The sequence below is a fragment of the Tabrizicola sp. genome, assembly GCF_030694085.1.
Taxonomy (GTDB): Bacteria; Pseudomonadota; Alphaproteobacteria; order Rhodobacterales; family Rhodobacteraceae; genus Tabrizicola.
Genome location: NZ_JAUXZE010000071.1, coordinates 72735 through 95948, shown reverse-complemented (window position 1 = coordinate 95948; position 23214 = coordinate 72735). Strand labels below are relative to the sequence as shown.

Annotated in this window: 21 protein-coding genes; 13 read left to right on the top strand and 8 right to left on the bottom strand. The window is 64.8% G+C overall.

What is annotated here, in order from left to right:
* Positions 1–8 precede the first annotated feature (8 nt).
* Positions 9–2033 (top strand): NADH:flavin oxidoreductase, encoded by a 2025-nt coding sequence (locus Q8M85_RS16055; protein ID WP_305546413.1) that lies wholly within the window; start codon positions 9–11, stop codon positions 2031–2033.
* An 8-nt stretch (positions 2034–2041) separates the two neighbouring features.
* Here the strand turns inward: Q8M85_RS16055 and Q8M85_RS16050 are convergent, their stop codons facing one another.
* The 4 genes from Q8M85_RS16050 to Q8M85_RS16035 form a co-directional block, all read right to left on the bottom strand.
* Positions 2042–2449, bottom strand: a complete 408-nt coding sequence (locus tag Q8M85_RS16050; RefSeq protein ID WP_305546411.1) for a Fur family transcriptional regulator — start codon at positions 2447–2449, stop codon at positions 2042–2044.
* Positions 2450–2726: 277 nt separating this feature from the next.
* Positions 2727–3320: an ImmA/IrrE family metallo-endopeptidase gene (locus tag Q8M85_RS16045; RefSeq protein WP_305546409.1), complete on the bottom strand. Its 594-nt coding sequence runs from the start codon at positions 3318–3320 to the stop codon at positions 2727–2729.
* Positions 3275–6955 carry a vitamin B12-dependent ribonucleotide reductase gene (locus tag Q8M85_RS16040; protein WP_305546407.1) on the bottom strand — a complete coding sequence of 1227 codons (3681 nt, stop codon included), beginning with the start codon at positions 6953–6955 and terminating at the stop codon, positions 3275–3277. The genes Q8M85_RS16045 and Q8M85_RS16040 overlap by 46 nt, the downstream gene beginning before the upstream one ends.
* 481 nt (positions 6956–7436) lie before the next feature.
* Complete coding sequence (locus Q8M85_RS16035; RefSeq protein ID WP_305546405.1) at positions 7437–8324, bottom strand: DMT family transporter; 888 nt, start codon at positions 8322–8324, stop codon at positions 7437–7439.
* A gap of 90 nt (positions 8325–8414) precedes the next feature.
* Here Q8M85_RS16035 and Q8M85_RS16030 point away from each other — a divergent pair, with 90 nt between their 5' ends.
* Genes Q8M85_RS16030 through eno form a run of 3 tightly spaced genes read left to right on the top strand, consistent with a single transcriptional unit; the run spans position 8415 to position 11586 of the window.
* Positions 8415–9302, top strand: a complete 888-nt coding sequence (locus tag Q8M85_RS16030; RefSeq protein WP_305546403.1) for a DUF533 domain-containing protein — start codon at positions 8415–8417, stop codon at positions 9300–9302.
* Positions 9303–9358: 56 nt separating this feature from the next.
* Positions 9359–10258: a DMT family transporter gene (locus tag Q8M85_RS16025; protein ID WP_305546401.1), complete on the top strand. Its 900-nt coding sequence runs from the start codon at positions 9359–9361 to the stop codon at positions 10256–10258.
* 50 nt (positions 10259–10308) lie between these two features.
* Complete coding sequence (gene eno / locus Q8M85_RS16020; RefSeq protein WP_305546399.1) at positions 10309–11586, top strand: phosphopyruvate hydratase; 1278 nt, start codon at positions 10309–10311, stop codon at positions 11584–11586.
* An 82-nt stretch (positions 11587–11668) separates the two neighbouring features.
* On the opposite strand, the gene Q8M85_RS16015 is transcribed toward eno, so the two are convergent.
* Positions 11669–12727: an FAD-binding oxidoreductase gene (locus tag Q8M85_RS16015; protein ID WP_305546397.1), complete on the bottom strand. Its 1059-nt coding sequence runs from the start codon at positions 12725–12727 to the stop codon at positions 11669–11671.
* 75 nt (positions 12728–12802) lie between these two features.
* Here Q8M85_RS16015 and Q8M85_RS16010 point away from each other — a divergent pair, with 75 nt between their 5' ends.
* From Q8M85_RS16010 to rarD, 4 genes are all read left to right on the top strand, one after another.
* The gene (locus Q8M85_RS16010) at positions 12803–13336 is read left to right on the top strand and encodes a pseudouridine synthase (RefSeq protein WP_305546395.1); all 534 of its coding nucleotides are present in this window, start codon (positions 12803–12805) and stop codon (positions 13334–13336) included.
* The gene (locus tag Q8M85_RS16005) at positions 13333–13761 is read left to right on the top strand and encodes a cupin domain-containing protein (protein ID WP_305546393.1); all 429 of its coding nucleotides are present in this window, start codon (positions 13333–13335) and stop codon (positions 13759–13761) included. The genes Q8M85_RS16010 and Q8M85_RS16005 overlap by 4 nt, the downstream gene beginning before the upstream one ends.
* Positions 13758–14669: a fatty acid desaturase gene (locus Q8M85_RS16000; protein WP_305546391.1), complete on the top strand. Its 912-nt coding sequence runs from the start codon at positions 13758–13760 to the stop codon at positions 14667–14669. The genes Q8M85_RS16005 and Q8M85_RS16000 overlap by 4 nt, the downstream gene beginning before the upstream one ends.
* 127 nt (positions 14670–14796) lie before the next feature.
* Entirely contained in the window at positions 14797–15732 is a 936-nt protein-coding gene (gene rarD / locus Q8M85_RS15995) for an EamA family transporter RarD (protein WP_305546389.1), read from the top strand.
* A gap of 10 nt (positions 15733–15742) precedes the next feature.
* On the opposite strand, the gene Q8M85_RS15990 is transcribed toward rarD, so the two are convergent.
* Positions 15743–16843, bottom strand: a complete 1101-nt coding sequence (locus tag Q8M85_RS15990) for an anhydro-N-acetylmuramic acid kinase (protein ID WP_305546387.1) — start codon at positions 16841–16843, stop codon at positions 15743–15745.
* 57 nt (positions 16844–16900) lie between these two features.
* Between Q8M85_RS15990 and tyrS the strand changes: the two genes are divergently transcribed.
* On the top strand, positions 16901–18151 hold the full coding sequence (gene tyrS / locus Q8M85_RS15985; RefSeq protein ID WP_305546385.1) for a tyrosine--tRNA ligase: 1251 nt from the start codon (positions 16901–16903) through the stop codon (positions 18149–18151).
* A gap of 34 nt (positions 18152–18185) precedes the next feature.
* On the opposite strand, the gene Q8M85_RS15980 is transcribed toward tyrS, so the two are convergent.
* Together Q8M85_RS15980 and Q8M85_RS15975 are read right to left on the bottom strand one after the other, a co-directional pair.
* Entirely contained in the window at positions 18186–18788 is a 603-nt protein-coding gene (locus Q8M85_RS15980) for a peptidylprolyl isomerase (RefSeq protein ID WP_305546383.1), read from the bottom strand.
* Positions 18775–19290, bottom strand: a complete 516-nt coding sequence (locus Q8M85_RS15975) for a peptidylprolyl isomerase (RefSeq protein WP_305546381.1) — start codon at positions 19288–19290, stop codon at positions 18775–18777. The genes Q8M85_RS15980 and Q8M85_RS15975 overlap by 14 nt, the downstream gene beginning before the upstream one ends.
* A gap of 138 nt (positions 19291–19428) precedes the next feature.
* Here Q8M85_RS15975 and pgk point away from each other — a divergent pair, with 138 nt between their 5' ends.
* The 4 genes from pgk to pdhA all read left to right on the top strand — a co-directional run bounded on the left by pgk (position 19429) and on the right by pdhA (position 23203).
* Positions 19429–20619 (top strand): phosphoglycerate kinase, encoded by a 1191-nt coding sequence (gene pgk / locus Q8M85_RS15970; RefSeq protein ID WP_305546379.1) that lies wholly within the window; start codon positions 19429–19431, stop codon positions 20617–20619.
* Positions 20620–20668: 49 nt separating this feature from the next.
* Positions 20669–21553: a fructose bisphosphate aldolase gene (locus tag Q8M85_RS15965; RefSeq protein WP_305546377.1), complete on the top strand. Its 885-nt coding sequence runs from the start codon at positions 20669–20671 to the stop codon at positions 21551–21553.
* Positions 21554–21709: 156 nt separating this feature from the next.
* Positions 21710–22012 carry a septum formation initiator family protein gene (locus tag Q8M85_RS15960; protein WP_305546374.1) on the top strand — a complete coding sequence of 101 codons (303 nt, stop codon included), beginning with the start codon at positions 21710–21712 and terminating at the stop codon, positions 22010–22012.
* 204 nt (positions 22013–22216) lie between these two features.
* Positions 22217–23203, top strand: a complete 987-nt coding sequence (pdhA, locus tag Q8M85_RS15955; RefSeq protein WP_305546372.1) for a pyruvate dehydrogenase (acetyl-transferring) E1 component subunit alpha — start codon at positions 22217–22219, stop codon at positions 23201–23203.
* The last annotated feature ends 11 nt before the right edge of the window (positions 23204–23214 follow it).

Genomic DNA, 23214 nt, shown 5'->3' with positions numbered 1-23214 from the left:
CCGGTCCCATGTCGAACGATCCTCTTCTCCAGCCATACCAGCTGAAACACCTCACGCTGCGCAACCGGATCATGACCACCAGCCATGAACCGGCCTATGGCGACGATGGGATGCCGAAGGACCGCTACCGACTGTACCACCTGGAACGCGCCAGGGCCGGGGTGGCGATGGTGATGACCGCCGGGTCTGCGTCGGTCAGCCGCGACAGCCCGCCGGTGTTCTCGAACCTGCTGGTCTGGAAGGACGAGATCGTGCCGTGGATGAAGCGGCTGACCGACGACTGCCACGAAGCCGGGGCCGCAGTGATGATCCAGCTTTCCCACCTTGGCCGCCGGACGCGCTGGGACAAGGGCGACTGGCTGCCGGTCGTCTCCTCCACCACGGACCGGGAACCGGCGCACCGGGCCTTCCCGAAGCCGGTCGAAGACTGGGACATCGCCCGCATCATCCGCGACTATGTGGATGCCGCGGAACGGATGGCCGCAGCCGGTCTCGACGGCATCGAGATCATGTGCCACGGCCACCTTCTTGATCAGTTCATGTCGCCCCTGACCAACTCGCTGGATGCGCCCTATGGCGGCAGCCTGGAAAACCGGGCCCGCCTGACGATGGAGATTCTGGCCGCCATCCGTAAGCGGATCGGCAATCACATCATCATCGGCATGCGCTACGGCGTCGACGAGATGGAGCCGGGCGGGATCGACATCGAGGAAGGCGTCGCGCTGGGGAAACTGTTCCGGGACAGTGGCTTGGTCGACTATCTGAACATCAACCGCAGCCGTATCCACACCGATCCCGCGATGACCGACCTGATCCCGGTGCAGGGCATGCGCTCAGCGCCCCACCTGGACTTTGCAGGCCGCATCAAGGCCGAGGTCGGGATGCCTACGCTGCACGCCGCCCGCATCCCCGATGTGGCGACGGCCCGGCACGCGGTCGCGACGGGCCAGGTGGACATGGTGGGCATGACCCGCGCCCACATTGCCGACCCACATATCGTGCGCAAGATCGTCGAGGGACGCGAGCATGATATTCGCCCTTGCGTCGGCGCGACCTATTGCCTGGACCGGATCTATCAGGGCGGCATGGCCTTGTGCATCCACAACCCCTCCACCGGCCGCGAAGAGACGCAGCCGCACGACATCGAACCGGCGTCGGTGAAGAAGAAGGTCGTCGTCGTCGGTGCCGGTCCGGCCGGGCTGGAGGCCGCACGGGTGGCCGCCGAGCGCGGACACTCCGTGGTGGTCTTCGAGGTGGCGGATCAGCCCGGCGGTCAGATCCGGCTGACCGCGCAGTCGAAGCGGCGGGCCGAGATGATCGGGATCATCGACTGGCGGGTCGCGCAATGCACCGCCAAGGGGGTAGAGTTCCGGTTCAACACCTGGGCCGAGGCTGCGGACGTGCTGGCCGAAAAGCCCGACGTCGTGGTGATCGCCACGGGGGGTCTGCCGAAAACGGATATTCTGGCGGAGGGGAACGATCTTGTCGTCTCGACCTGGGACATCCTTTCAGGCGACGTGAAGCCGGGATCGAACGTCCTTCTCTACGACGACGCAGGGGACCATGCGGCCCTGCAGGCGGCGCAACTGATCGCCGAGGCGGGCTCAAAGGTCGAGGTGATGACCCGCGACCGCAGCTTCGCGCCCGAAGTGATGGGGATGAACCTGGTCCCCTATATGCGCGCCCTGCAGGACAAGGCGGTGACCTTCACGGTGACCTACAAGCTGGACGCCGTGCGGCGCGCGGGGAACCAGCTGGAAGCGGTGATCGGCTCGGATTACATGAAGCTGAACAAGACCGCGCTCTATGATCAAGTGGTGGTGAACCACGGGACGCAGCCCCTGGCGGACATCTACTTCGCGTTGAAGCCCGATTCCGGGAACAAAGGCGCCGTGGACTATGACGCGCTGATTGACGGGCGCGCGCAGCCGGACGGCGAGGGGTTCCAGCTGTACCGGATCGGCGATGCGGTCGAAGCGCGGAATACCCACGCCGCGATCTATGATGCGCTGCGGCTGGTCAGGACTGTCTGAAGAGCGGGCTAGGTCTTCTTCCGGCAGTATAGCTCCATCCGGTGATGGACGATGTCGTATCCAAGCTCGGCCGCGATCTCGCGCTGAAGCTGTTCGATCTTTTCCGAGCGGAACTCGGTGATCTGGCCGGAGTCGAGGTCGACGATGTGGTCGTGGTGGGGGGCGTCGGCGACCTCGTACCGCGCGCCGCCGTTTTCGAGGGCGAGCCGCAGAACGACGCCTTCCCGCTCCAGGACCGAGAGGGTCCGGTAGACGGTGGCCAGCGACAGGCTGTCGTCCAGGGTCCGCGCCCGGCGGTGAAGTTCGGCCGCGTCGGGGTGGTCCTCGGCCTCCGTCAGGACCTTGAGGAGCGCCTCCCGCTGGCGGGTCACACGGACTCCGGTATCGCGGAGGGCCTGGGCGGGGTCTTGCTTCATGCAGGGATGGTAGCGGGTGGGGGGTGCTTGGTCAAATCGCGGGATGTGTCCACGGTGGACAGATTGTGAATATTGTTTTATTTCAATGGTTTGATGTTTTTTGTTAGGGTGGCGTTAAGGTTTGCAACATCCCCTTCACCCTGCCCTCACCCCCGAGGGGAGAGGGGGTTGTTTCCTTTGGCGCTGTGCCTTGTGGCTGGCCGCCGGGGGTTTCACACCCCCGGACCCCCGTGGGATATTTGGGAACAGGTGAAAGGGTAGCTTAGCGCCTAAATCCCTAGCGCAATCCAAGTTCCCGAAGGCGTCTCCCCACAGCACTGTCCGACACAGCAAAGAGACGCGCGATGGCGTCAACGTCCCCACTGAGCCGATTAAAAGCCGGCTCAAACAAGTTTTTGGGCATGAGAAGCGCTGCGGCAAAGGAGTTAGCTTCCGATTCCATCACGCGATCGCGGTCCTCCAGATACGAGAAGGGATCCAACGAACCCTCGGTGCTCCGATTGACGCGCCCATCTAAGGCGTCGAGACCTTCCAGCCTCGCTCCGTGAAGAACAAAGTGCCCGACTTCATGCGCTATTGTAAACTTCTGCGTTTCTGGTCGGTCGCGTCTGTTGATACGGACCACCCAGCCAGATTGCGATCCTAGGCTGGGCGCCTTTTCAAGGAAGCCGCGCTCGTATGGCAACAAGTCCTCTTCGAAGACTTTGAGTCCGAGGTCGTTTGCCAAATGGACGACATTGCCGTCGAGCGCCGAGCAAAACACTCGGAGCTTCGTCCGCTGCCAATCGGCAATGCGAGGGTCGCCCTTGAACGAAAAACCTCTCATCAGCTGCACCCGGTCGTCGCACCGCACGAGTTGCACTTCAGGCACGACCCGTTCCGCACCATCGTGTAGTTGCCGCACTCCGAGCAGCTGTCCCCGGTATACCCCTGCAGCTTGGCCTTGGAGCGGGCGTCGGTCGAGGTGACGGCGCTCATGGCGTAGGTGCTGGTCGTTTCCGAGAAGCCGGTGACGCGCGCTTCGGGCATCAGCATCGACAGGGCGTCGGTGCCGGTGGCAAGCGCCGTGGCCCCGACCCCGCCTTGCAGGACGGTGAATTCCTGCGGCAGGCGCTTCCTCATGTAGCCGGTCGAGGCGACCTGGCGCAGGACTTCCAGCGACTTGGAGGCGGCGGTTTCGGAGGGCTCGACGACGTTGCGCTTGCCCTCTTCGTCGCCGCGGCCGAGGTCGTCGAAGGCTGCCCCTTTCGGGGCGACATGCGCAAGATCGGTGCGGTCAAGGTAGCTGACCGCCAGTTCGCGGAAGATGTAGTCGAGGATCGAGGTCGCGTTCTTGATGCTGTCGTTGCCCTGGACCATGCCTGCGGGTTCAAAGCGGGTGAAGGTGAAGGCCTCGACGAATTCCTCCAGCGGCACGCCGTATTGCAGGCCGACGCTGACCGCGATGGCGAAGTTGTTCATCATCGCGCGGAAGCCCGCACCTTCCTTGTGCATGTCGATGAAGATCTCGCCCAGCGAGCCGTCCTGGTATTCGCCGGTGCGCAGATAGACCTTGTGGCCGCCGACGATGGCCTTCTGGGTATAGCCCTTGCGACGCTCGGGCAGCTTTTCGCGGTTGGAGCGGACGATTTCCTTGATGATCACCTTTTCGATGATCTTCTCGGCAATGACCGTCGCCTTTTCCATCGTGGACCCGTTGGTCAGGATCTCTTCGGCTTCTTCATCGTCCTCGATCAGCGCAGACGCGAGGGGCTGCGACAGCTTGGAGCCGTCACGGTAAAGCGCGTTGGCCTTGATGCCGAGGGAGTGGCTGAGTTCATAGGCCGCCAGCGTTTCGGCGATGGTGGCGTTGTTCGGCATGTTGATCGTCTTGGAGATCGCGCCCGAGATGAACGACTGCGCGGCGGCCATCATGGTGATGTGGCTGTTGACCGAGAGGAACCGCTTGCCGGTCTTGCCGCAGGGATTGGCGCAATCGAAGACCGAGTAGTGTTCGGGCTTCAGGTGCGGCGCGTTTTCCAGGGTCATCGTGCCGCAGACATGGTCATTGGCGGCGTCGATCTGGGCCTTGGTGAAGCCGAGGTGGCGCAGAAGGTCGAAAGTCGGGTCGTTCAGTTTTTCCTCGGGGATGCCAAGGGTGCCTTTGCAGAAGTCGACGCCCAGGGTCCACTGGTTGAAGACGAACTTGATGTCGAAGGCGGACGGAAGGGCCGCTTCGATCTTCTCGATCTCGCGCGGGCCGAAGCCGTGGCCGATCAGCGAGGTGTGGTTGATCGCGGGCGCTTGGCCCAACGAGCCGTGGCCGACCGCATGGGCGACGATCTCGGCGGCCTGGGCGGTGGAGTAGCCGAGGGTTTCGAGGGCTGCCGGGACCGATTGGTTGATGATCTTGAAGTAGCCGCCGCCGGCCAGTTTCTTGAACTTGACAAGGGCGAAGTCGGGCTCGATCCCGGTGGTGTCGCAATCCATCACCAGACCGATGGTGCCGGTGGGGGCGATGACGGTGGTCTGGGCATTGCGGTAGCCGTGGGCTTCGCCAAGGCGCAGGGCCTCGTCCCAGGCGGATTTGGCAAGCTGGACAAGGCTTTGGTCCGGGCAGTTCGCGTGGTCAAGCGCGACCGCGGCAACGTTGAGGCCCTCATAGACGCCGGTCGCATGGGCTGCCGCGCGGTGGTTGCGGATGACGCGGAGCATGTGCTGCTTGTTGCGCTGGTAGCCGGAGAAGGGGCCAAGTTCCTTGGCCATCTCGGCGCTGGTCGCATAGGCGACGCCGGTCATGATCGCGGTCAGGGCACCGCAAAGCGCGCGGCCTTCGTCGCTGTCGTAGCCAAGGCCCATGTTCATCAAGAGGCCGCCGATGTTGGCGTAGCCAAGGCCGAGGGTGCGGAAGTCGTAGGAAAGCTGGGCGATTTCCTTCGAGGGGAACTGCGCCATCATCACCGAGATTTCCAGGGTGATGGTCCAGAGCCGCGAGGCGTGGACGTAAGCCTCGGCGTCGAAGGTGCCGTTGTGCTGGAAGGTCAGCAGGTTCATCGACGCCAGGTTGCAGGCGGTGTCGTCGAGGAACATGTATTCCGAGCAGGGGTTCGACCCCCGGATCGCGCCGTCTTCGGGGCAGGTGTGCCAGGCGTTGACAGTGTCGTGGAACTGGATGCCGGGGTCGGCGCAGGCCCAGGCGGCATGGCCGATCTGGTCCCAAAGCTCACGTGCCGAGACGGTCTTGGCGACCTTGCCGTCGGTGCGGCGGATGAGTTCCCACGGGGCGTCGTTCTTCACGGCCTTGAGGAAGGCGTCGGTGACGCGGACCGAGTTGTTGGAGTTCTGGCCGGAGACCGAGATATAGGCCTCGGAATCCCAGTCGGTGTCGTAGGTCGGGAATTCGATCGAGGTGAAGCCCTGACGCGCATATTGCAGGATGCGGTTGGTGTAGGTGTCGGGGATCATCGCCTTCTTGGCGGCCTTGATCGCGGCTTTCAGGGCGGGGTTCGCGCCTGGGTCGGTTGCGCCCTCCATGCTGCCGTCAAAGGATTTGATCGCGGCGAAGATGTCGTTGAGGCGGGCCTCATGCATCTTGGATCCGGCGACGAGGGAGGCGACCTTCTGCTCCTCGATGACCTTCCAGTTGATGAAGTCTTCAACATCGGGGTGGTCCATGTCGATGATGACCATCTTGGCCGCGCGGCGGGTGGTGCCGCCGGATTTGATGGCGCCTGCGGCGCGGTCGCCGATCTTGAGGAAGCCCATCAGGCCCGAGGATTTGCCGCCACCCGAAAGCCGTTCGCCCTCACCCCGGAGGGAGGAGAAGTTGGTGCCGGTGCCGGAGCCGTATTTGAAAAGGCGCGCCTCGCGGACCCAGAGGTCCATGATCCCGCCATCGCCGACGAGGTCATCCTTCACCGACTGGATGAAGCAGGCGTGGGGCTGCGGGTGCTCGTAGGCGCTGGCCGACTTGGTCAGCTTGCCGGTCTGGTGGTCGACGTAGAAGTGGCCTTGGCTCGGGCCGTCGATGCCGTAGGCCCAGTGCAGGCCGGTGTTGAACCACTGGGGCGAGTTCGGCGCGGCCATCTGGCGGGCCAGCATGAAGCGCATCTCGTCGTAATAGGCGCGGGCGTCGGCTTCGGTGGTGAAGTAGCCACCCTTCCAGCCCCAATAGGCCCAGGCGCCGGCGAGGCGGTCGAAGACCTGCTTGGCGCTGGTCTCACCCACTATGCGTTGATCTTCGGGAAGCTGCGCGAGGGCAACATCATCGGGGACGGAACGCCACAGGAATTCGGGCACGCCCTTTTCCTTGACGCGCTTCAGCACGGCCGGAACGCCCGCCTTGCGGAAGTACTTCTGGGCGAGCACGTCGGATGCGACCTGGCTCCAGCCCTCAGGCACTTCGACCGCGTCGTTGCGGAAGACGACCTTGCCGTCCGGGTTGCGGATTTCGGAAACGGTGGTGGTGAAGTCCATCGCCCCATAGGCGCCGGTGGCTTCGGTGGTAAACTTCCGCTCGATCTTCATGCCCCTGATCTCCTTTTTTGCGCCCAGAAACGGGCGTTGGTTTTGTCAAATCGCAAGGGACAACACCCGCGTCGCCACAACAGACAAAACCACCCGAGTCCTGACGGTGAGCGCCGCCAAGAGGATCGCATCCCGATTTGGATGCCCTTTGTGTGGGTCGTCTTGCCTGTCTGCGGCGGCACTAGATTTAGTGGTGTCCCCTACCGCTTTGTCAAAGTGTCGTAATCTTTTGGGTCAAGCAACGAGAAAATTTCGCCTCACGGCAGATTTTCGGCTTGACGTTTTTTCGGCCACATCACGCGATCGATCACGGGAAAGTCACGGACTGCGCGCGGGGCGTGTGGACAGTTTTGGGGACAGACTTCGTGTAGTTTGTGAAGATCGCCGGATTTGCCAGCAGTCCGGCCCCTTTGGCCTGCAGCCTTCACAAACCCACAGGACGACCCGGCTGTCACAAAATCGATTCCCTCGGACGACCAGCCTAGGGCGCAGCGGCGACAGGTCGGTTCATCAGCACGATCCCTGCGGCAACCAGAACCGCCGCAAGGAGAATCGGCATGCCAAGGGTTTCGCCAAAAAGGACCGCCCCAAGAAGCAGGGCCAGGATCGGCGTCAGGAAGGAAAACGACGCCACGGTCGAAGACGGATACACCGAAAGAAGCCAGAGCCAGGCAATGAAGCCACCCGCCACGACGATCGAGGATTGGAACACCAGACCTGCCAGATGTAGGGGTTGCAGGTCCCGGATCAGCGGACCGAACAGCGGGGCCGCCAGAAGCAGGATCGGTGCCGAGACGAGGACCATCCAGAAAAGCTGCATCTCGGCACCTTCGGCCCGCATGACCGGACGGCGCGCGACAAAGGCCGTCAGCGCCCAGCCCCAGGCGGCCCCAAGCGCGCAGAGGTCGCCCGCAAGGCTGGCCTCGCCAGTGTCGGGCCGCGACAGGATCGCCACCGCACAGCCCGCGAAAGCCAGCGCCAGGCCCGCGGCTCGGGGGCCGGTGATCCGCTCGCCCAGGCCGAAATGCGCCAGGATCGCGAACCAGACTGGCATGGAATACATGATGAGCGAGGCGCGACCGACCGACGTCAGATCAAGCGCAAGGAAAAGGAACAGGAACTCGACCCCAAAAAGCGTCCCGATCAGAAGGCCCGCACCCCAGGCTTCACGCCGGAGGCGCGGCGGTCGGCCCCGCCAGACCAGCCACGCCCAGACAAAGCCGATGGCCAGAAGAGACCGAAGTCCGGCAAAGAACACCGGCTGCAGGCCCACATTGACCAGCTTGATGATGATCTGGTTGACCGCGAGCAGCCCCTGCACCCCAAGAAGCATGGCAACCCCTGCCCCATCCAGCTTTGCCTTGCGCATCTTTCCCCCCGGCCCTTTCCCCCTTTTGCATTGACCGGCGGGCGGCGGCAAGGAAGGCTGTCCCTGTGGTTTTTGACAGTGAGGGGCACGATGAGCATCGGCAAGACCTTGTTGAAGGTGGCAATCGGAGTGGTGATCGCAAAGGGCGTCTCCAGTCTGACGAAGGGCGCGGCGGGCGGCATGACCGGGGGATCGAACGGCACGACCAACGCGGGACGCGGGACGCGGATCGACACGCGGTCGAGGGGCGGGCTGGAAGACATGATGGGCGACATCCTGGGCAGCGGACGGTCCTCGGGCCGGACGACCCGGACGACAGGCCAATCGGGAGGCCAATCGGGAGGCCAGTCGGGGGGCCAGTCGGGGGGCCAGTCGGGGGGAGGATTGGGCGACCTGCTGGACCAGTTGTCGGGGCAGAAGCGGTCCTCGCCGCGGGCATCGGCGCCGAAGGGCGGGTTGGATGACCTGCTGGGCCAGTTGACCGGGCGCGGCCCGTCCGCAACACGGGAGGCGTCGGTGCCCCGGACCTCGGGTGGTGTCGGCGACCTGCTGGATCAGGTGTTGGCGGACAGGCCCGGCGGTCGGGGCGGTGCTCCGCTGACCCTGCCCGAGCCGGAGCGCGAAGCAGAGCTGTCGGCGGCGCTGATGCTGCGGGCGGTGATCCAGGCGGTCAAGTGCGACGGCGAGCTGGACGATGCCGAGCGCGAACGGCTGATGCAGGCGATGGGCGAGGCTGACCCGCGCGAGGTGAAGGCCGTTCAGGCCGAGCTGTCGCGTCCGGTGGATGTGCAGGGCCTGGCGCGGGCGGTCCCGCCGGGGCTGGAGCCGCAGGTCTATATGGTGTCGCTGATGGCGATCGACCTCGATGCCCGCGCCGAGGCGGATTATCTGCACCAGCTGGCCAGCGCGCTGGACCTGTCGCCAGATGACGTCAACGCGATGCATGACAAGGTGGGGTCGCCGCGGCTGTATCGCTGAGGTTTTCTTTCGCGGACAGCCAGTGTAGGCCTGCGCTGTCCCGAAGGAGAGAACGCATGACCCCCGCGTCGCAGGCGGCTGACAACACCCGCGCGGCGCTGCTGATGGTCGGCTCGATGGCGTTCTTCGCGGTCGAGGATCTGTTCCTGAAACGGTCAGCCGAGGCCTTGCCGCCCGGTCAGGTGCTGGCGCTGACCGGGGCGGCAGGGGCCTGTGTCTTCTGGGCGCTGGCGGCGGGCCAGCGACAGCCGGTCCTGTCGCTGGAGGCAGTGCGCGGCGTTGCGCTGTGGCGGACGCTGGCCGAAGCGGCGGCGGCAATGCTGTACATCGTGGCTTTGGCGCTGGCGCCGCTGACGATGACCTCGGCGCTGTTGCAGGCCTCGCCCCTGGTCGTGGTCGCGGGGGCGGCACTGTTCCTGGGCGAAAAGGTCGGCTGGCGGCGTTGGGTGTCGATCCTCGTCGGATTTCTGGGCGTGCTGGTGATCCTGAAGCCCTGGGATGCGGCCTTTGACCCGACGGGGCTGTTGACGGTGGCCTGCGTGATCGTGCTGGCGGCGCGGGATCTCTTGACGCGGGTGATGCCGAGACGGATCGGGACCTTTCAGGTGGCGACCTGGGCCTATCTGGGGCTGGTGCCCGCCGGAGTGGCGCTGATGACGGGGATGGGACAGGTCTTTGTCTGGCCGACGTCCGGTCAATGGGCGGGGCTGGGCGGCGCGCTGGTCTCGGGGCTCTTCGGCTACTATGCGGTCGTCGCAGCGATGCGGTTGGGCGAAGTGTCGGTCGTGGCCCCGTTCCGCTATACACGCCTGGTCTTCGCGATGGGGATCGCGGTGGTCTTTCTGGGCGAACGGCCCGAGCCATCCACCCTTTTGGGCGCGGCCTTGGTGGTGGGATCGGGGCTTTACGCCTTTGCCCGGGAACGGGCGAGGAAACGCGCTTCCCCTACGGGCTGAGCCGGGGTAAAGGGGCCGGGAGAGCATCCATTCGGCCTTGAGGGATCCCCATGAGCACGATCATCGACATTCACGCCCGCGAAATCCTGGACAGCCGGGGCAACCCGACGGTCGAGGTTGACGTCACTTTGGAGGACGGTTCGATGGGCCGCGCGGCGGTCCCTTCGGGCGCGTCCACCGGGGCGCATGAGGCGAACGAGAAGCGCGACGGCGATGCCAAACGCTACAAGGGCAAGGGCGTGCTGGAGGCCGTGGCGGCAGTGAACGGCGAGTTGGCCGAAGAACTGGTCGGGTTCGATGCGACCGAGCAGGTCGGCATCGACCGCACGATGATCGAGATGGACGGGACGCCGAACAAGTCGCGTCTGGGGGCGAATGCGATCCTGGGCGTGTCGCTGGCCGTGGCGAAGGCGGCGGCAGAGTTCACGGCGCAGCCCCTCTATCGCTACGTGGGCGGGACTTCGGCGCGCATCCTGCCGGTGCCGATGATGAACATCATCAACGGCGGCGAACATGCCGACAACCCGATCGACATCCAGGAATTCATGATCATGCCGGTGGGCGCATCTGACATCCGCGAGGCGGTGCGGATGGGGTCCGAGGTGTTCCACACGCTGAAGAAAGAGCTGCAGAACGCAGGCCACAACACCGGGATCGGCGACGAGGGCGGCTTCGCACCGAACTTGAACTCTGCCCGCGATGCGCTTGATTTCATTCTGAAATCCATCGAGAAGGCGGGCTACAGGCCGGGTGAGGATATCTATCTGGCGCTGGACTGCGCGGCCACCGAATACTTCAAGGGTGGCAAGTACGAGATGAAGGGCGAAGGCAAGTCGCTGTCCATCGAGGAGAATGTCGAGTTCCTGGCGGGGCTGGCGGCGGACTATCCGATCATCAGCATCGAGGACGGCTGTTCCGAGGATGACTGGGCGGGCTGGAAGCTGCTGACCGACCGTCTGGGCGACAAGATCCAGCTGGTCGGCGACGATCTTTTTGTTACCAACCCGCGCCGTCTGGCCGAGGGGATCAAGGCCGGCTGCGCGAACTCCATGCTGGTGAAGGTCAACCAGATCGGAACCCTGACCGAGACGCTCCAGGCCGTCGATATGGCCCACCGCGCGCGCTATACCAACGTGATGAGCCACCGCTCGGGCGAGACCGAGGATGCCACCATCGCCGACCTTGCCGTGGCGACGAACTGCGGGCAGATCAAGACCGGGTCGCTGAGCCGCTCGGACCGGCTGGCCAAATATAACCAGCTGATCCGCATCGAGGAAATGCTGGGCGAGACGGCGGAATATGCCGGGCGTTCGGTGCTGAAGGGCTAAGGGAAGGGCGCAAGGATTTTCGAAAATCCTTGCAAATCTTTTCGAAAAGATTTGCGGGCGCTTCGTGACGGGGCGCCCGTTTCTATTGGAAGCGGGCGGGTCGGAAGTCCGTCAGAAGCGGGCTTGCTGGGCCGCCGGTAATCTCGTCGACCAGCAGTTCGGCCACCACGGGTGCCAGTGTCGCGCCGGAATGCATCACCGCCAACCACAGACCCGGAACCGGCCCCTGCCCCACCACGGGCAAGCCGTCGCCGGGAACCGGGCGCAGGGCCATCGCCTGCCGTCCGAAATGGATGTCCTGCCCCGGAAACAGGGTGCGCAGGCGTTGCAGGGTGGCGTTGATCACCACCGGAAACGACCCCAGGCTTTCAGCATGGTCGGCCTGATGGACGGCAGAGGCCGGCGCGTGAAGGCGGCCTTCTGCGTCCTGGCGGACCTCCTGTTCGGGGGTGGCCAGGACCACAGGACAGATCGGCGGCAGGGCGGTCGTCGTCAGCATCAGGCCGGGACGCTTGAGCATCGGCAGGTCAAAGCCCAGGGGGTGAAGCAGCGCGGGCGTGCCCGTTCCGGTCGCAAGGATGACGCGGTCAGCGGTCAGGGGTCCCAGATCTGTCAGAACGCCGGTCGTGCGCCCGTGGTCGTTGGTCAGCGCCTGGACGGTGGCGCGGATGACCTTTGCCCCCGAGGCCGCGATCAGCGCGCGGGCCAGTATGGCGGGGTCGGCGACGCCCTCTTCGGGAAAGGAGAGCGCAGTTTCCGGGACAGGGCCAAGGGCGGGAAGTTTCGCGGCGATCTGGGCGCGGGTCAGCATTTCCACGGTGTAGCCAAGCGCGCGCAGATCCGCGGCGGTTTCGGCCTGCGCATCGCCGCTAGATTCATACCAGACGCAGCCGAGCCAAGTGGTCTGCAGGCCCGAAAGCTGGGCGGTCAGGCGGCGGTGCGCCGCAAGGCCCTGATGGCGCAAGTGATAATGCGGATGGCTGAGGAAATAGGAGGCGTTCAGCCAACCGAAGCTTGCCGCCGAGGCAAGTCCACCTTCGGCATGGGTCGAGACGATGGTGGCCATCTGCCCGCGCCGGAAAAGCTGGTATGCAAGGGCCGCGCCGGTGATCCCGGCGCCGATGATCAGGGTGTGGGACATCGGCAAAGGCTGGCACGGCGGCCCTGGCTTGGCAATCGCCTTCCCCGCCCGCCTGACGTCCTGTAGGTTTCGGCCATGACACTGATCCTGCTGAACAAGCCTTATGACGTGCTCTGCCAGTTCTCGCGCGAAGGCGACCGGGCGGTGCTGGCGGATTTCGTGCCGGTGAAGGGGGTCTATCCGGCGGGGCGGCTGGACCGCGATAGCGAGGGGCTGGTGGTGCTGACCGATGACGGCAAGCTGCAGGCGCGGATCTCGGACCCAAGGCACAAGCTGGAGAAGACCTATTTCGCGCAAGTCGAGGGGGTGGTGTCCGAGGCCGCATTGGAGCGGTTGCGGGCGGGCGTTGAATTGAACGACGGCCCTACCCTTCCGGCCAAGGCGCGGGGGGTGGCGGCGCCTGCGTGGCTTTGGCCCCGGACCCCGCCGATCCGGGTGCGCAAGTCGGTGCCGGATGGGTGGATCGAGCTTGGTTTGCGCGAAGGTCGGAACCGGCAGGTGCGAAGGATGTGCGCGGCGGTGGGTCTCCCGTGTCTGCGGCTGATCCGCTGGCGGGTGGGGGACTGGACGCTGGAGGGCCTCGCGCCGGGCGAGTGGAGGCAGGTATGAGCGACAACGAGGTGGCCGAGGCGATCATTCGGAAGCTGGAGTTGCAGCCGCACCCCGAAGGAGGGTGGTACCGACAGACCTGGGTCGGGCCGACGGTCAATGGCCGGGCAAGCGGGACGGCGATCCTGTTCCTGCTGCAGTCCGGTGAGCGGAGTCACTGGCACCGGGTCGATGCGGATGAAATCTGGCTCTGGCATGCGGGCGCGCCGCTGGTCTTGTCGCTGGGGTTGGACAGGGCGGCCGACCTCCGGCTGGGGCCGGATGTGCTGTGGGGCGAGGTGGTGCAGGCCGTGGTGCCCGCAGGCTGGTGGCAGGCGGCGCGGTCCCTGGGGGGGTGGACGCTGGTCAGCTGCACCGTCAGCCCCGGCTTCCGGTTCGAAGGCTTCGAGCTTGCGCCGCCCGGGTGGGAGTTGCCGAGAGCATGAAGGATCACAAGGAGTTCCTGGCCTTGGTGCCCGTCGAAATCCGCGAGGCGATGCTGGAACGGTCGGACGGGCCCGGTCTCTGGCATCTGGCGGGGCATCTGGGGGCGATCCTTGGCGTCGGCGCGCTGATCGCTGCGGGGGTGCCGGGGTGGTGGCTTTTGCTGCCGGTGCAAGGTCTGCTGATCACCTTTCTCTTCATGCTGGAACACGAGGCGACGCATCGGACCCCGTTTCGCACCGTCTGGCTGAACGACTGGGTCGGACGGCTGTGCGGGGTGCTGCTGGTCTTGCCCTTCGAATGGTTCCGCGCCTTTCACATGGCGCATCACCGCTGGACCAACCTGCCGGGGAAGGACCCGGAGCTTGCCGGGCCGAAGCCGGCGACGCGGGCGGCGTGGCTGTGGCATGTCTCGGGCCTGCCGTACTGGTGGTCCGAGGTGCGGCTGATGGCGGCGCTGGTCGTGGGACGGGTCACGGACGGGTTCGTGGCCGAAGGGGCGAAGCCTCGGGTGGTGGCCGAGGCGCGGGGGATGGCGGTGGCCTACCTTGCGGCGGCGGCGAGCCTGGTCTGGACCGATGTGCTGGTCTGGGTCTGGATTGTTCCGGCGCTGCTGGGACAGCCATTCCTGCGGCTGTATCTGCTGGCCGAACACGGCGACTGCCCCGAGGTCGCGAACATGTTTCAGAACACCCGGACGACCTTTACGACACGGCTGGTGCGGTGGCTGGCCTGGAACATGCCCTACCATGTCGAGCATCATGTCTGGCCGATGGTGCCCTTCCATCGCCTGCCCGAAGTGCATGGGCTGATGAAGGACGAACTGCGGGTGACGGCCGAGGGCTATGCGGGGTTCACCCGGGAGTATCTGGCGCGGCGTCCCGCGTGGACAGAATCCTCGACCCATTGAAATCAGTAGCTTGGCTGCAGGCGTTCATGGACGCTTAACCATTGGCGGGTCGCGAGCGAACCCGGCGCATTGTGCGGGGCACAAGATCGGGGTGGTCGAGGGCGGGGGCTTTCGCTAGGGGTGGGGCATGACCGACACCCCTGCCCTGCCCCGCCCCGATGCCGCTTCGGGCGCCACGACTGGCGACAGTCTGCCCGGATTCCTTTATGCGCTGACGGCCTATCTCTTGTGGGGCTTCCTGCCGCTCTACATGAAGGCGCTGGCGCATGTGCCTCCGGTCGAGGTCATTGCGCATCGGGTGGTCTGGTCCTTGCCCATCGCGCTGGCTGTTCTGCTGTGGATGGGGCGGACCGGGGATCTGCGGGCCGCGCTGAAGTCGCCCCGGATGCTGGGGATGGGCGCGCTGACGGCGGCGCTGATCTCGGTGAACTGGGGGATCTATGTCTGGGCCATCGGGTCCGGGCATGCGCTGGACGCGGCGCTGGGGTATTACATCAACCCGCTGTTTTCCATCTTTCTGGGCGCGGTTCTGCTGGGCGAAAAGATGGGCCGGACGCAGATGGCGGCGATTGCGCTGGCCGTCGTGGCGGTGGGCATCCTGACCTGGGAGGCGGGGCGGCTGCCTGTTGTGGCGCTGGGGCTGACGGTGACCTGGGGGTTCTATGCCTATCTCAAGCGGCGCCTTCCCATCGGGCCGAACCAGGGCTTCACGCTGGAGGTGCTGATCCTGCTGATCCCGGCGGTCGGGTATATCGGCTGGCTTCTGGCCAAAGGCTCGGGGCATTTCCTGGAGGGCGTGGCCTGGGACAATGCTTTGCTCCTGGGCTGCGGGATCGTCACGGCGGTTCCCCTGATGATCTATGCCAACGGGGCGAAACGGCTGACGCTTTCGACCATCGCGATCATGCAGTACATCGCGCCGACGCTGATCTTCCTGACCGCGGTCTTCGTCTTCGGCGAGCCGTTCAGCGGGGTCAAGCTGGTCGCCTTCAGCCTGATCTGGGCGGCCTTGGTGATCTATTCCCTGCCGCTTCTGGCCGGACGGTTGCGCACCAGGGGGTAGCGGTTGAGCCTCAGGATCCGGGTCGGCTGATCTGACCGCCCCCGATCAGGGCCGGGGCGCCCGTCGTATCGGGACCGGAAGTCGCCATCTTCCGCAGCACGCGGACGGCAAGGAAGGCGAAGGCCTGCGCCTCCAGCATGTCGCCGTCCAGCCCCACAGCTTCGACCGGGTCGATCTGGACCGGGATGCGGCGGCGCAGTTCGGCCATCAGGGTGGGGTTGTTGCGCCCGCCACCCGTGACCAGGATGCGGGTCACCGGGGCCGGGAAATGGATCTGCGCGGCGGCCACGGCGGCAGCAGCCACGGCGGTCAGGGTGGCAGCGGCGTCTTCGTCCGACAGCATCTCCAGCCGGTCAAGAAGGTCGTGAAAGTCGTTGCGGTCCAGTGACTTTGGCGGCAGCGCGTCGAACCACGGGGTCTTCAGCACCGAGGCGACAAAGGCCTCGTCCACCTCGCCGATGGCCGCAACTGCGCCACCTGCGTCGTGGCTTTCGCCCAGACGTTCGCGCATCAGGTCGTTGATCGGGGCATTGGCCGGTCCGGTGTCGAAGGCCAGAAGCGCACCGGGACTTTCTGGGCCGGGGGCAGTCGGGTCGATCCAGGTCAGGTTGCCAACGCCGCCAAGGTTGAGGAAGGCCAGAGGCTCGGTCGCACCGATGTGGCGCGCCAGTGCATAGTGGTAGAAGGGCGCAAGCGGCGCGCCCTGCCCGCCGATGGTCACATCGGACGATCGGAAATCCCAGACGGTCGGCAGGTCAAGCAGCTGGGCCAGCAGCGCGCCATTGCCGCACTGGTGGGTGCCACGGCCCTTCGGATCATGGGCAAGGGTCTGGCCGTGGAAGCCCAGCACCTCGGCGCCGGAGAAGCGGGCGAGGACCTCGGCATGGGCAGTTTCGACGATCTCGGCCGCGGCCTCGACATCCGGGTCGCCGGGCCATTGGCCCAGGGCACGGCGAAGCGTTTCCTGCTCTTCGGGACTGTAGGGGCGATAGGCGGCGGGACCGAAGGCGAAGACCGTATGGCCGTCGGTCTTGATCATCGCGGCGTCGACGCCATCCAGCGAAGTGCCGGACATGGTCCCAAGCGCCCACAAAGCCCCGTCCTTCCGCATCTTCCCTTGTGTCCCATGCGAAGATATACCGCCGCCATATCCTAGACCGAGGCGGCCATGAACTACCATCCGAAATCTGACTTCATGCGCGTGATGTTCGAGCGCGGCTTTGTTGCCGATTGCACGGATTATCAGACGCTTGATGAGGCATTGTTGAAGGGTGTGGTGCCGGGCTACATCGGTTTCGATGCGACGGCCACCTCGTTGCATGTGGGCAGTCTGATCCAGATCATGATGCTGCGCTGGCTGCAGAAGTCGGGGGGCAAACCCATCGTGCTGATGGGCGGCGGCACGACCAAGATCGGCGATCCCAGCTTCCGGGCCGACGAGCGGCCTTTGCTGACGGATGCCCAGATCAACAGCAATATCGAGGGGATCAAGAAGGCGTTCTCGCCCTACGTGCGCTTTGGCGAGGGTGCGACCGACGCGGTGATGGTCAACAACGCCGAGTGGCTGGATGCGCTTAACTACATCGGTTTCCTGCGCGACATCGGGCGGCATTTCAGCGTGAACCGGATGCTGTCCTTCGAGAGCGTGAAGTCGCGCCTGGACCGGGAGCAGTCGCTGTCGTTCCTGGAATTCAACTACATGATCCTGCAGGCCTATGACTTCCTGGAACTGCACCGTCGCTATGGCTGCCTGTTGCAGATGGGCGGCAGCGACCAGTGGGGCAACATCGTCAACGGCGTGGACCTGACACGGCGGGTGATCGGGGGCGAAGTCTTCGGGCTGACCTCTCCGCTTCTGGCAATGAGCGATGGACGGAAGATGGGCAAAAGCCAGCAGGGTGCGGTCTGGCTGAACGGCGATCTCTTCAGCCCCTACGAGTTCTGGCAGTTCTGGCGGAACATCCCGGATGCCGATGTGGGCCGATTCCTGAAGCTTTACACCGAACTTCCGGTGGCGGACTGCGACCGGCTGGGTGCACTTGGCGGGTCAGAGATCAATGGTGCGAAGATCCAGCTTGCCAATGCGGTGACAACCCTTCTGCACGGTGCCGAGGCGGCGGCGGCGGCGGAAGCGACGGCGCGGGAAGTGTTCGAGAAGGGCGGGATCGGAGACGACCTGCCGACGGTCACTCTGGAGGCCGGGGAACTGGCCGAGGGCGTGGGGATCGTGCAGTTGTTCGTGCGCGCCGGTCTGGCGGCGTCGGGCAAGGACGCAAAGCGGCTGATCCAGGAGGGTGGTGCCAAGGTGAACGACGAGATCGTCACCGATACCGCACTGCGCTACGGTGCCAGCCAAATGATCGAACCGCTGAAGCTGACCGCAGGCAAGAAGCGTCACGCTTTGGTGGTGCTGGGGTAAAGTAGGGTGGGCGATATCGCCCACCCTACGATTGTCAGTCCTGGACCGTGACCTTGGTCATCACGTCCGGCGTCGCTGGCGGCTCGCCGCGCTGGATCGCGTCGACGATCTCCATCCCCGAGACGACGTTGCCGAATATGGTGTATTGGCCGTCAAGGAAGCTGCCGTCCGCGAACATGATGAAGAACTGGCTGTTGGCGCTGTTCGGGTCCTGCGCGCGCGCCATGCCGACGACGCCGCGCTGGAAGCTGAGGCCGTTGGTGAACTCGGCCGGAATGTCGGGCTTGGACGAGCCACCCATGCCAGCCATGCTGAGGTCTCCGCCCGCCTTGCCGTTCGACACGTCGCCAGTCTGCGCCATGAAGCCGTCGATGACGCGGTGGAAGACCACATTGTCATAGGCGCCTTCGCGGGCCAGCGCGGTGATCTGCGCCACATGCTGCGGGGCGACGTCGGGCAGCAGGTCGATGACCACGGTGCCGTTGGCCGCACCTGCAACCTCGATCACGAGGTTCGGGCCCGGGCCATCGGTGGCCTGAGCCTGTGCCGGGCTGGTCTGGCTGATGCCGTAACCGATTACCACGGCAAGACCGGCAGCGAAGAGGCCGCCTGCAAGTGCGCGATCAAGCCTGGACATCGGCAGCCACCCGGACAGTGATCATGCGGTCGGGGTTGGCCGGAGGCTCACCCTTCGCGATCTTGTCGACATGTTCCATGCCTGCGATGACACGGCCATAGACCGTGTACTGGTTGTTCAGGAAGTGGTTGTCCTTGAAGTTGATGAAGAACTGGCTGTTGGCCGAGTTCGGGTTCTGTGACCGCGCCGCCCCCAGGGTGCCCCGGTCATGCGGCAGCTTGGAAAACTCTGCCGGGAGGTCGGGATAGGACGAACCACCCGTGCCCGCGCGACGCGGGTTGTAGTTGGGGCTTTCCATGTTGGCGTTTTCCACGTCGCCGGTCTGGGCCATGAAGCCGTCGATCACCCGGTGGAAGGCCACGTTGTCATAGGCCTTGTCGCGGGCAAGCTGCTTCATGCGCTCGGCATGTTTCGGCGCCACGTCGGCGAGAAGTTCGATCACCACTTCGCCATCCTTCAGCGTCAGGATGATGGTGTTTTCGGGGTCCTTGATGTCGGCCATCGGTGCCTCTTACGGTTTCAATCGGGCGTGACCGTAATGGGGGCATCCGCCCAAGGGAAGGGCAAAGAGTCCTAAGCGGTTGACGTGGACGTGATCCCCGCGCCAAAAGCGGGCAGGCCCCTGAAGATGGAGAACGCGATGCCCTGGAAAACCCTGGACGACATGGACCTTGCGGGCAAGACGGTGCTGGTGCGGGTCGACATCAACGTGCCGATGGAGGCCGGTCGTGTCACGGACATGACCCGGATCGACAAGATCAGGCCGACGGTGGAGGCGATCATCGCCAAGGGCGGCAGGCCCGTCCTTCTGGCGCATTTCGACCGGCCGAAGGGCAAGGTCGTCCCGGAGATGAGCCTTGGCCATGTGGTCGACGCACTGGCGGGGTCTCTGGGCCGGAAGGTCGTCTTCGGTGCGGATTGCGTGGGCGATGTGGCAGCCGCCGCGATTGCCAAGGCGGCAGCGGGCGAGGTCGTCCTGCTGGAAAACACCCGCTTTCATCCGGGCGAAGAGAAGAACGACCCGGAACTTGCCGCCCAGATGGCGGCATTGGGCCAAATCTTCGTGAATGATGCATTTTCGGCAGCGCATCGGGCGCATGCCTCGACCGAAGGCCTCGCGCGGCTGCTGCCCGCGGCTGCGGGGAGGCTGATGGAGGCGGAACTGAAGGCGCTGGAAGCGGCGCTGGGCAACCCGCAGCGGCCGGTGGTGGCGGTGGTGGGCGGGGCCAAGGTCTCGACCAAGATCGAGCTTCTGGCGAATCTGGTGACCAAGGTCGACCATCTGGTGATCGGCGGCGGGATGGCGAACACCTTCCTCGTGGCCGAGGGGATCGAGGTCGGCAAGTCGCTGGCCGAACGCGAGATGGCCGAAACCGCGCGCGAGATCCGGCACCGGGCGCAGAAGGCCGGGTGCAAGATCCATCTGCCAGTCGACATTGTTGTGGCGCGCGAATTCAAGGCCGGGGCGGAAAGCCAGACGGTTGATGTGCTGAAATGCCCGCTCGACGCGATGATCCTGGACGCGGGGCCAATGACGGTGGCCGAGCTGGAGGGGGTATTCGCGTCCGCCAGGACCCTGATCTGGAACGGTCCCCTGGGCGCTTTCGAGATCGAGCCGTTCAATACCGCGACCAATGCGGCGGCGCAGGTTGCAGCGCGGTTGACGCGCGAGGGCAAGCTGATCTCGGTTGCCGGCGGCGGCGATACCGTCGCGGCGCTGAATGCGGCGGGGGCGGCGGATGACTTCACCTTCATCTCCACGGCGGGCGGGGCCTTCCTGGAATGGATGGAGGGCAAGGAATTGCCGGGCGTGAAGGCCTTGATGGGTTGAGTGGGGCGTCCCCAGGGACTATGCCTGACGCGAAGAACGGGAGACGGACATGACCAACGCGAAGATGACCGAACAGGTGCGCAACGGGCGGGGCTTCATCGCCGCGCTGGACCAGTCGGGCGGCTCGACCCCCAAGGCCCTGAAGCTCTACGGGGTTTCCGAGAGTGAATATTCGGGCGAAGAGCAGATGTTTGACCTGATCCATGCGATGCGGGCGCGGATCATCAAGTCCCCGGCCTTTACCGGCGACAAGGTGGTGGGTGCGATCCTGTTCGAGCAGACGATGGACCGGACCATCGACGGCGTGCCCACGGCGACCTACCTGTGGGACAAGCGCGGCGTGGTGCCGTTCCTGAAGATCGACAAGGGGTTGGAGGCCGAGGCGGATGGCGTCCAGCTGATGAAGCCGATCCCGGGGCTGGATGCGCTTCTGGACCGCGCCGCGAAGGCGGGGATCTACGGGACCAAGGAACGGTCGGTCATCAACGCGGCGAACCGCAAGGGGATTGCGGCCGTTGTGGCGCAGCAGTTCGAGCTGGGGCGGCAGGTGGCAAGCCACGGTCTGATGCCGATCCTGGAGCCGGAAGTGACGATTTCCATTGCCGACAAGGTCGAGGCCGAGGCCATCCTGCAAGAGGAGATCCTGAAGCATCTGGAAGGACTTGAGGGCCAGGTGATGCTGAAGCTTTCGCTGCCGACGGTGACGGACTTCTATCAGCCGCTGGTCAAGCATCCAAAGGTGCTGAAGGTCGTGGCGCTGTCGGGCGGACACTCTCGCGACAAGGCGAACGAGATCCTGGCGCAGAACCACGGCGTCATCGCCAGCTTCAGCCGGGCCCTGAGCGAAGGCCTGTCAGCGCAGCAGTCGGATGCCGAGTTCGACCGCGTGCTGCAAGGCGCGGTGGACGGAATCTACGCAGCTTCGATTACCTGAGGTTGTGGCGGGGGCGCCCTGCCCCCGTAACCGCCCCCATAACTGCCCCCGTTTCTGCTCAAGTCTTTGAGGCGGATGCACTTTCAGGATTCACAAGCGATTCGCCTTGTGTCATGATTGCCTGAGGTCCCCGGCAGAGGGGCCGGAGATGGGCGCATGTCGGCAGTTCACACGCAAAGAGGATTCGGCGGCTTGGTCTACCTGGCCTTCGTCGGCACACTTGGGGTCTACTTCACCTTTGCCGCCGTGCAGGGTGACTACGGCATGTTTGCCCGCGTCGCGATCAACGCCGAGGCCGAGACGCTGAAAGCCGAGCGCGACCGGTTGCAGGCGGAATTGGCCGAGATGCAGAACCTGACGCACCGGCTGTCGGATGACTTCCTGGATCTGGATCTTCTGGACCAGCAGACGCGGGACGTGCTGGGCTATATGCGGTCGGACGAGATCGCGATCCGCTAAGTCCGTGGGCTGCGGCAAGCCGCGTCTGTGATACTCTATCCCTTCGAATCTGGCGGTTCGGCCTTGCGCGCGGCGCATAGGTGCCATGTCGCTTGGCGCATCCGTGGCCGGCAGAATCCTTTTGACCCAATAAACACCGATGCTGTATGGATGGTTTAACACTAAACTATTTTCTGCAGCTGCAAACTGCCTGGGAGGAACCCGATGGCGAAGAAGCCCGACACAAGACCGAATGTCTCGAAGGACGACTTGCTGAAGTATTACCGCGAGATGCTCTTGATCCGGCGGTTCGAGGAAAAGGCGGGCCAGCTGTACGGCATGGGCCTGATCGGCGGGTTCTGTCACCTGTACATCGGGCAGGAAGCGGTCGTCGTGGGTCTGGAGGCTGCGACGAAGGACGGCGACAAGCGGGTGACGTCCTACCGCGACCACGGGCACATGCTGGCCTGCGGGATGGACCCCAAGGGTGTCATGGCCGAACTGACCGGGCGCATCGGGGGCTACTCCAAGGGCAAGGGCGGCTCGATGCACATGTTCTCGAAAGAGAAACATTTCTACGGTGGGCACGGGATTGTTGGCGCTCAGGTGCCACTGGGGGCCGGGCTGGCCTTTGCGGACAAGTACAAGGGCAACGACAACGTGACCTTCACCTACTTCGGGGATGGCGCGGCCAACCAGGGCCAGGTCTACGAGACCTACAACATGGCCGAGCTTTGGCAGCTGCCGGTGATCTTCGTGATCGAGAACAACGGCTATGCGATGGGGACTTCCGTCAAGCGGTCGACCAAATCGACCACCTACTTCGGGCGCGGGCTTGCTTACGGCATCCCGGGCGAACAGGTCGACGGGATGGACGTGCTGGCGGTGAAAGCGGCGGGCGAGAAGGCCGTGGCGCACTGCCGGGCGGGCAACGGGCCGTATATCCTGGAGATGATGACCTATCGCTACCGGGGACACTCGATGTCCGACCCGGCAAAGTATCGGACGCGGGAAGAGGTCGAGAAGATCAAGACCGAGAAGGACTGCATCGAGCATGTGCGGGACCTGCTGACGCAGGGCGGTCTGGCCTCGGACGAGGAGCTGAAGGCCATCGACAAGGACATCAAGGCGATCGTGAACGAAAGCGCGGAATTCGCCAAGGAAAGCCCGGAGCCGGACCTGTCCGAGCTTTGGACGGATATCACGGTCTGAGGGGGAATATC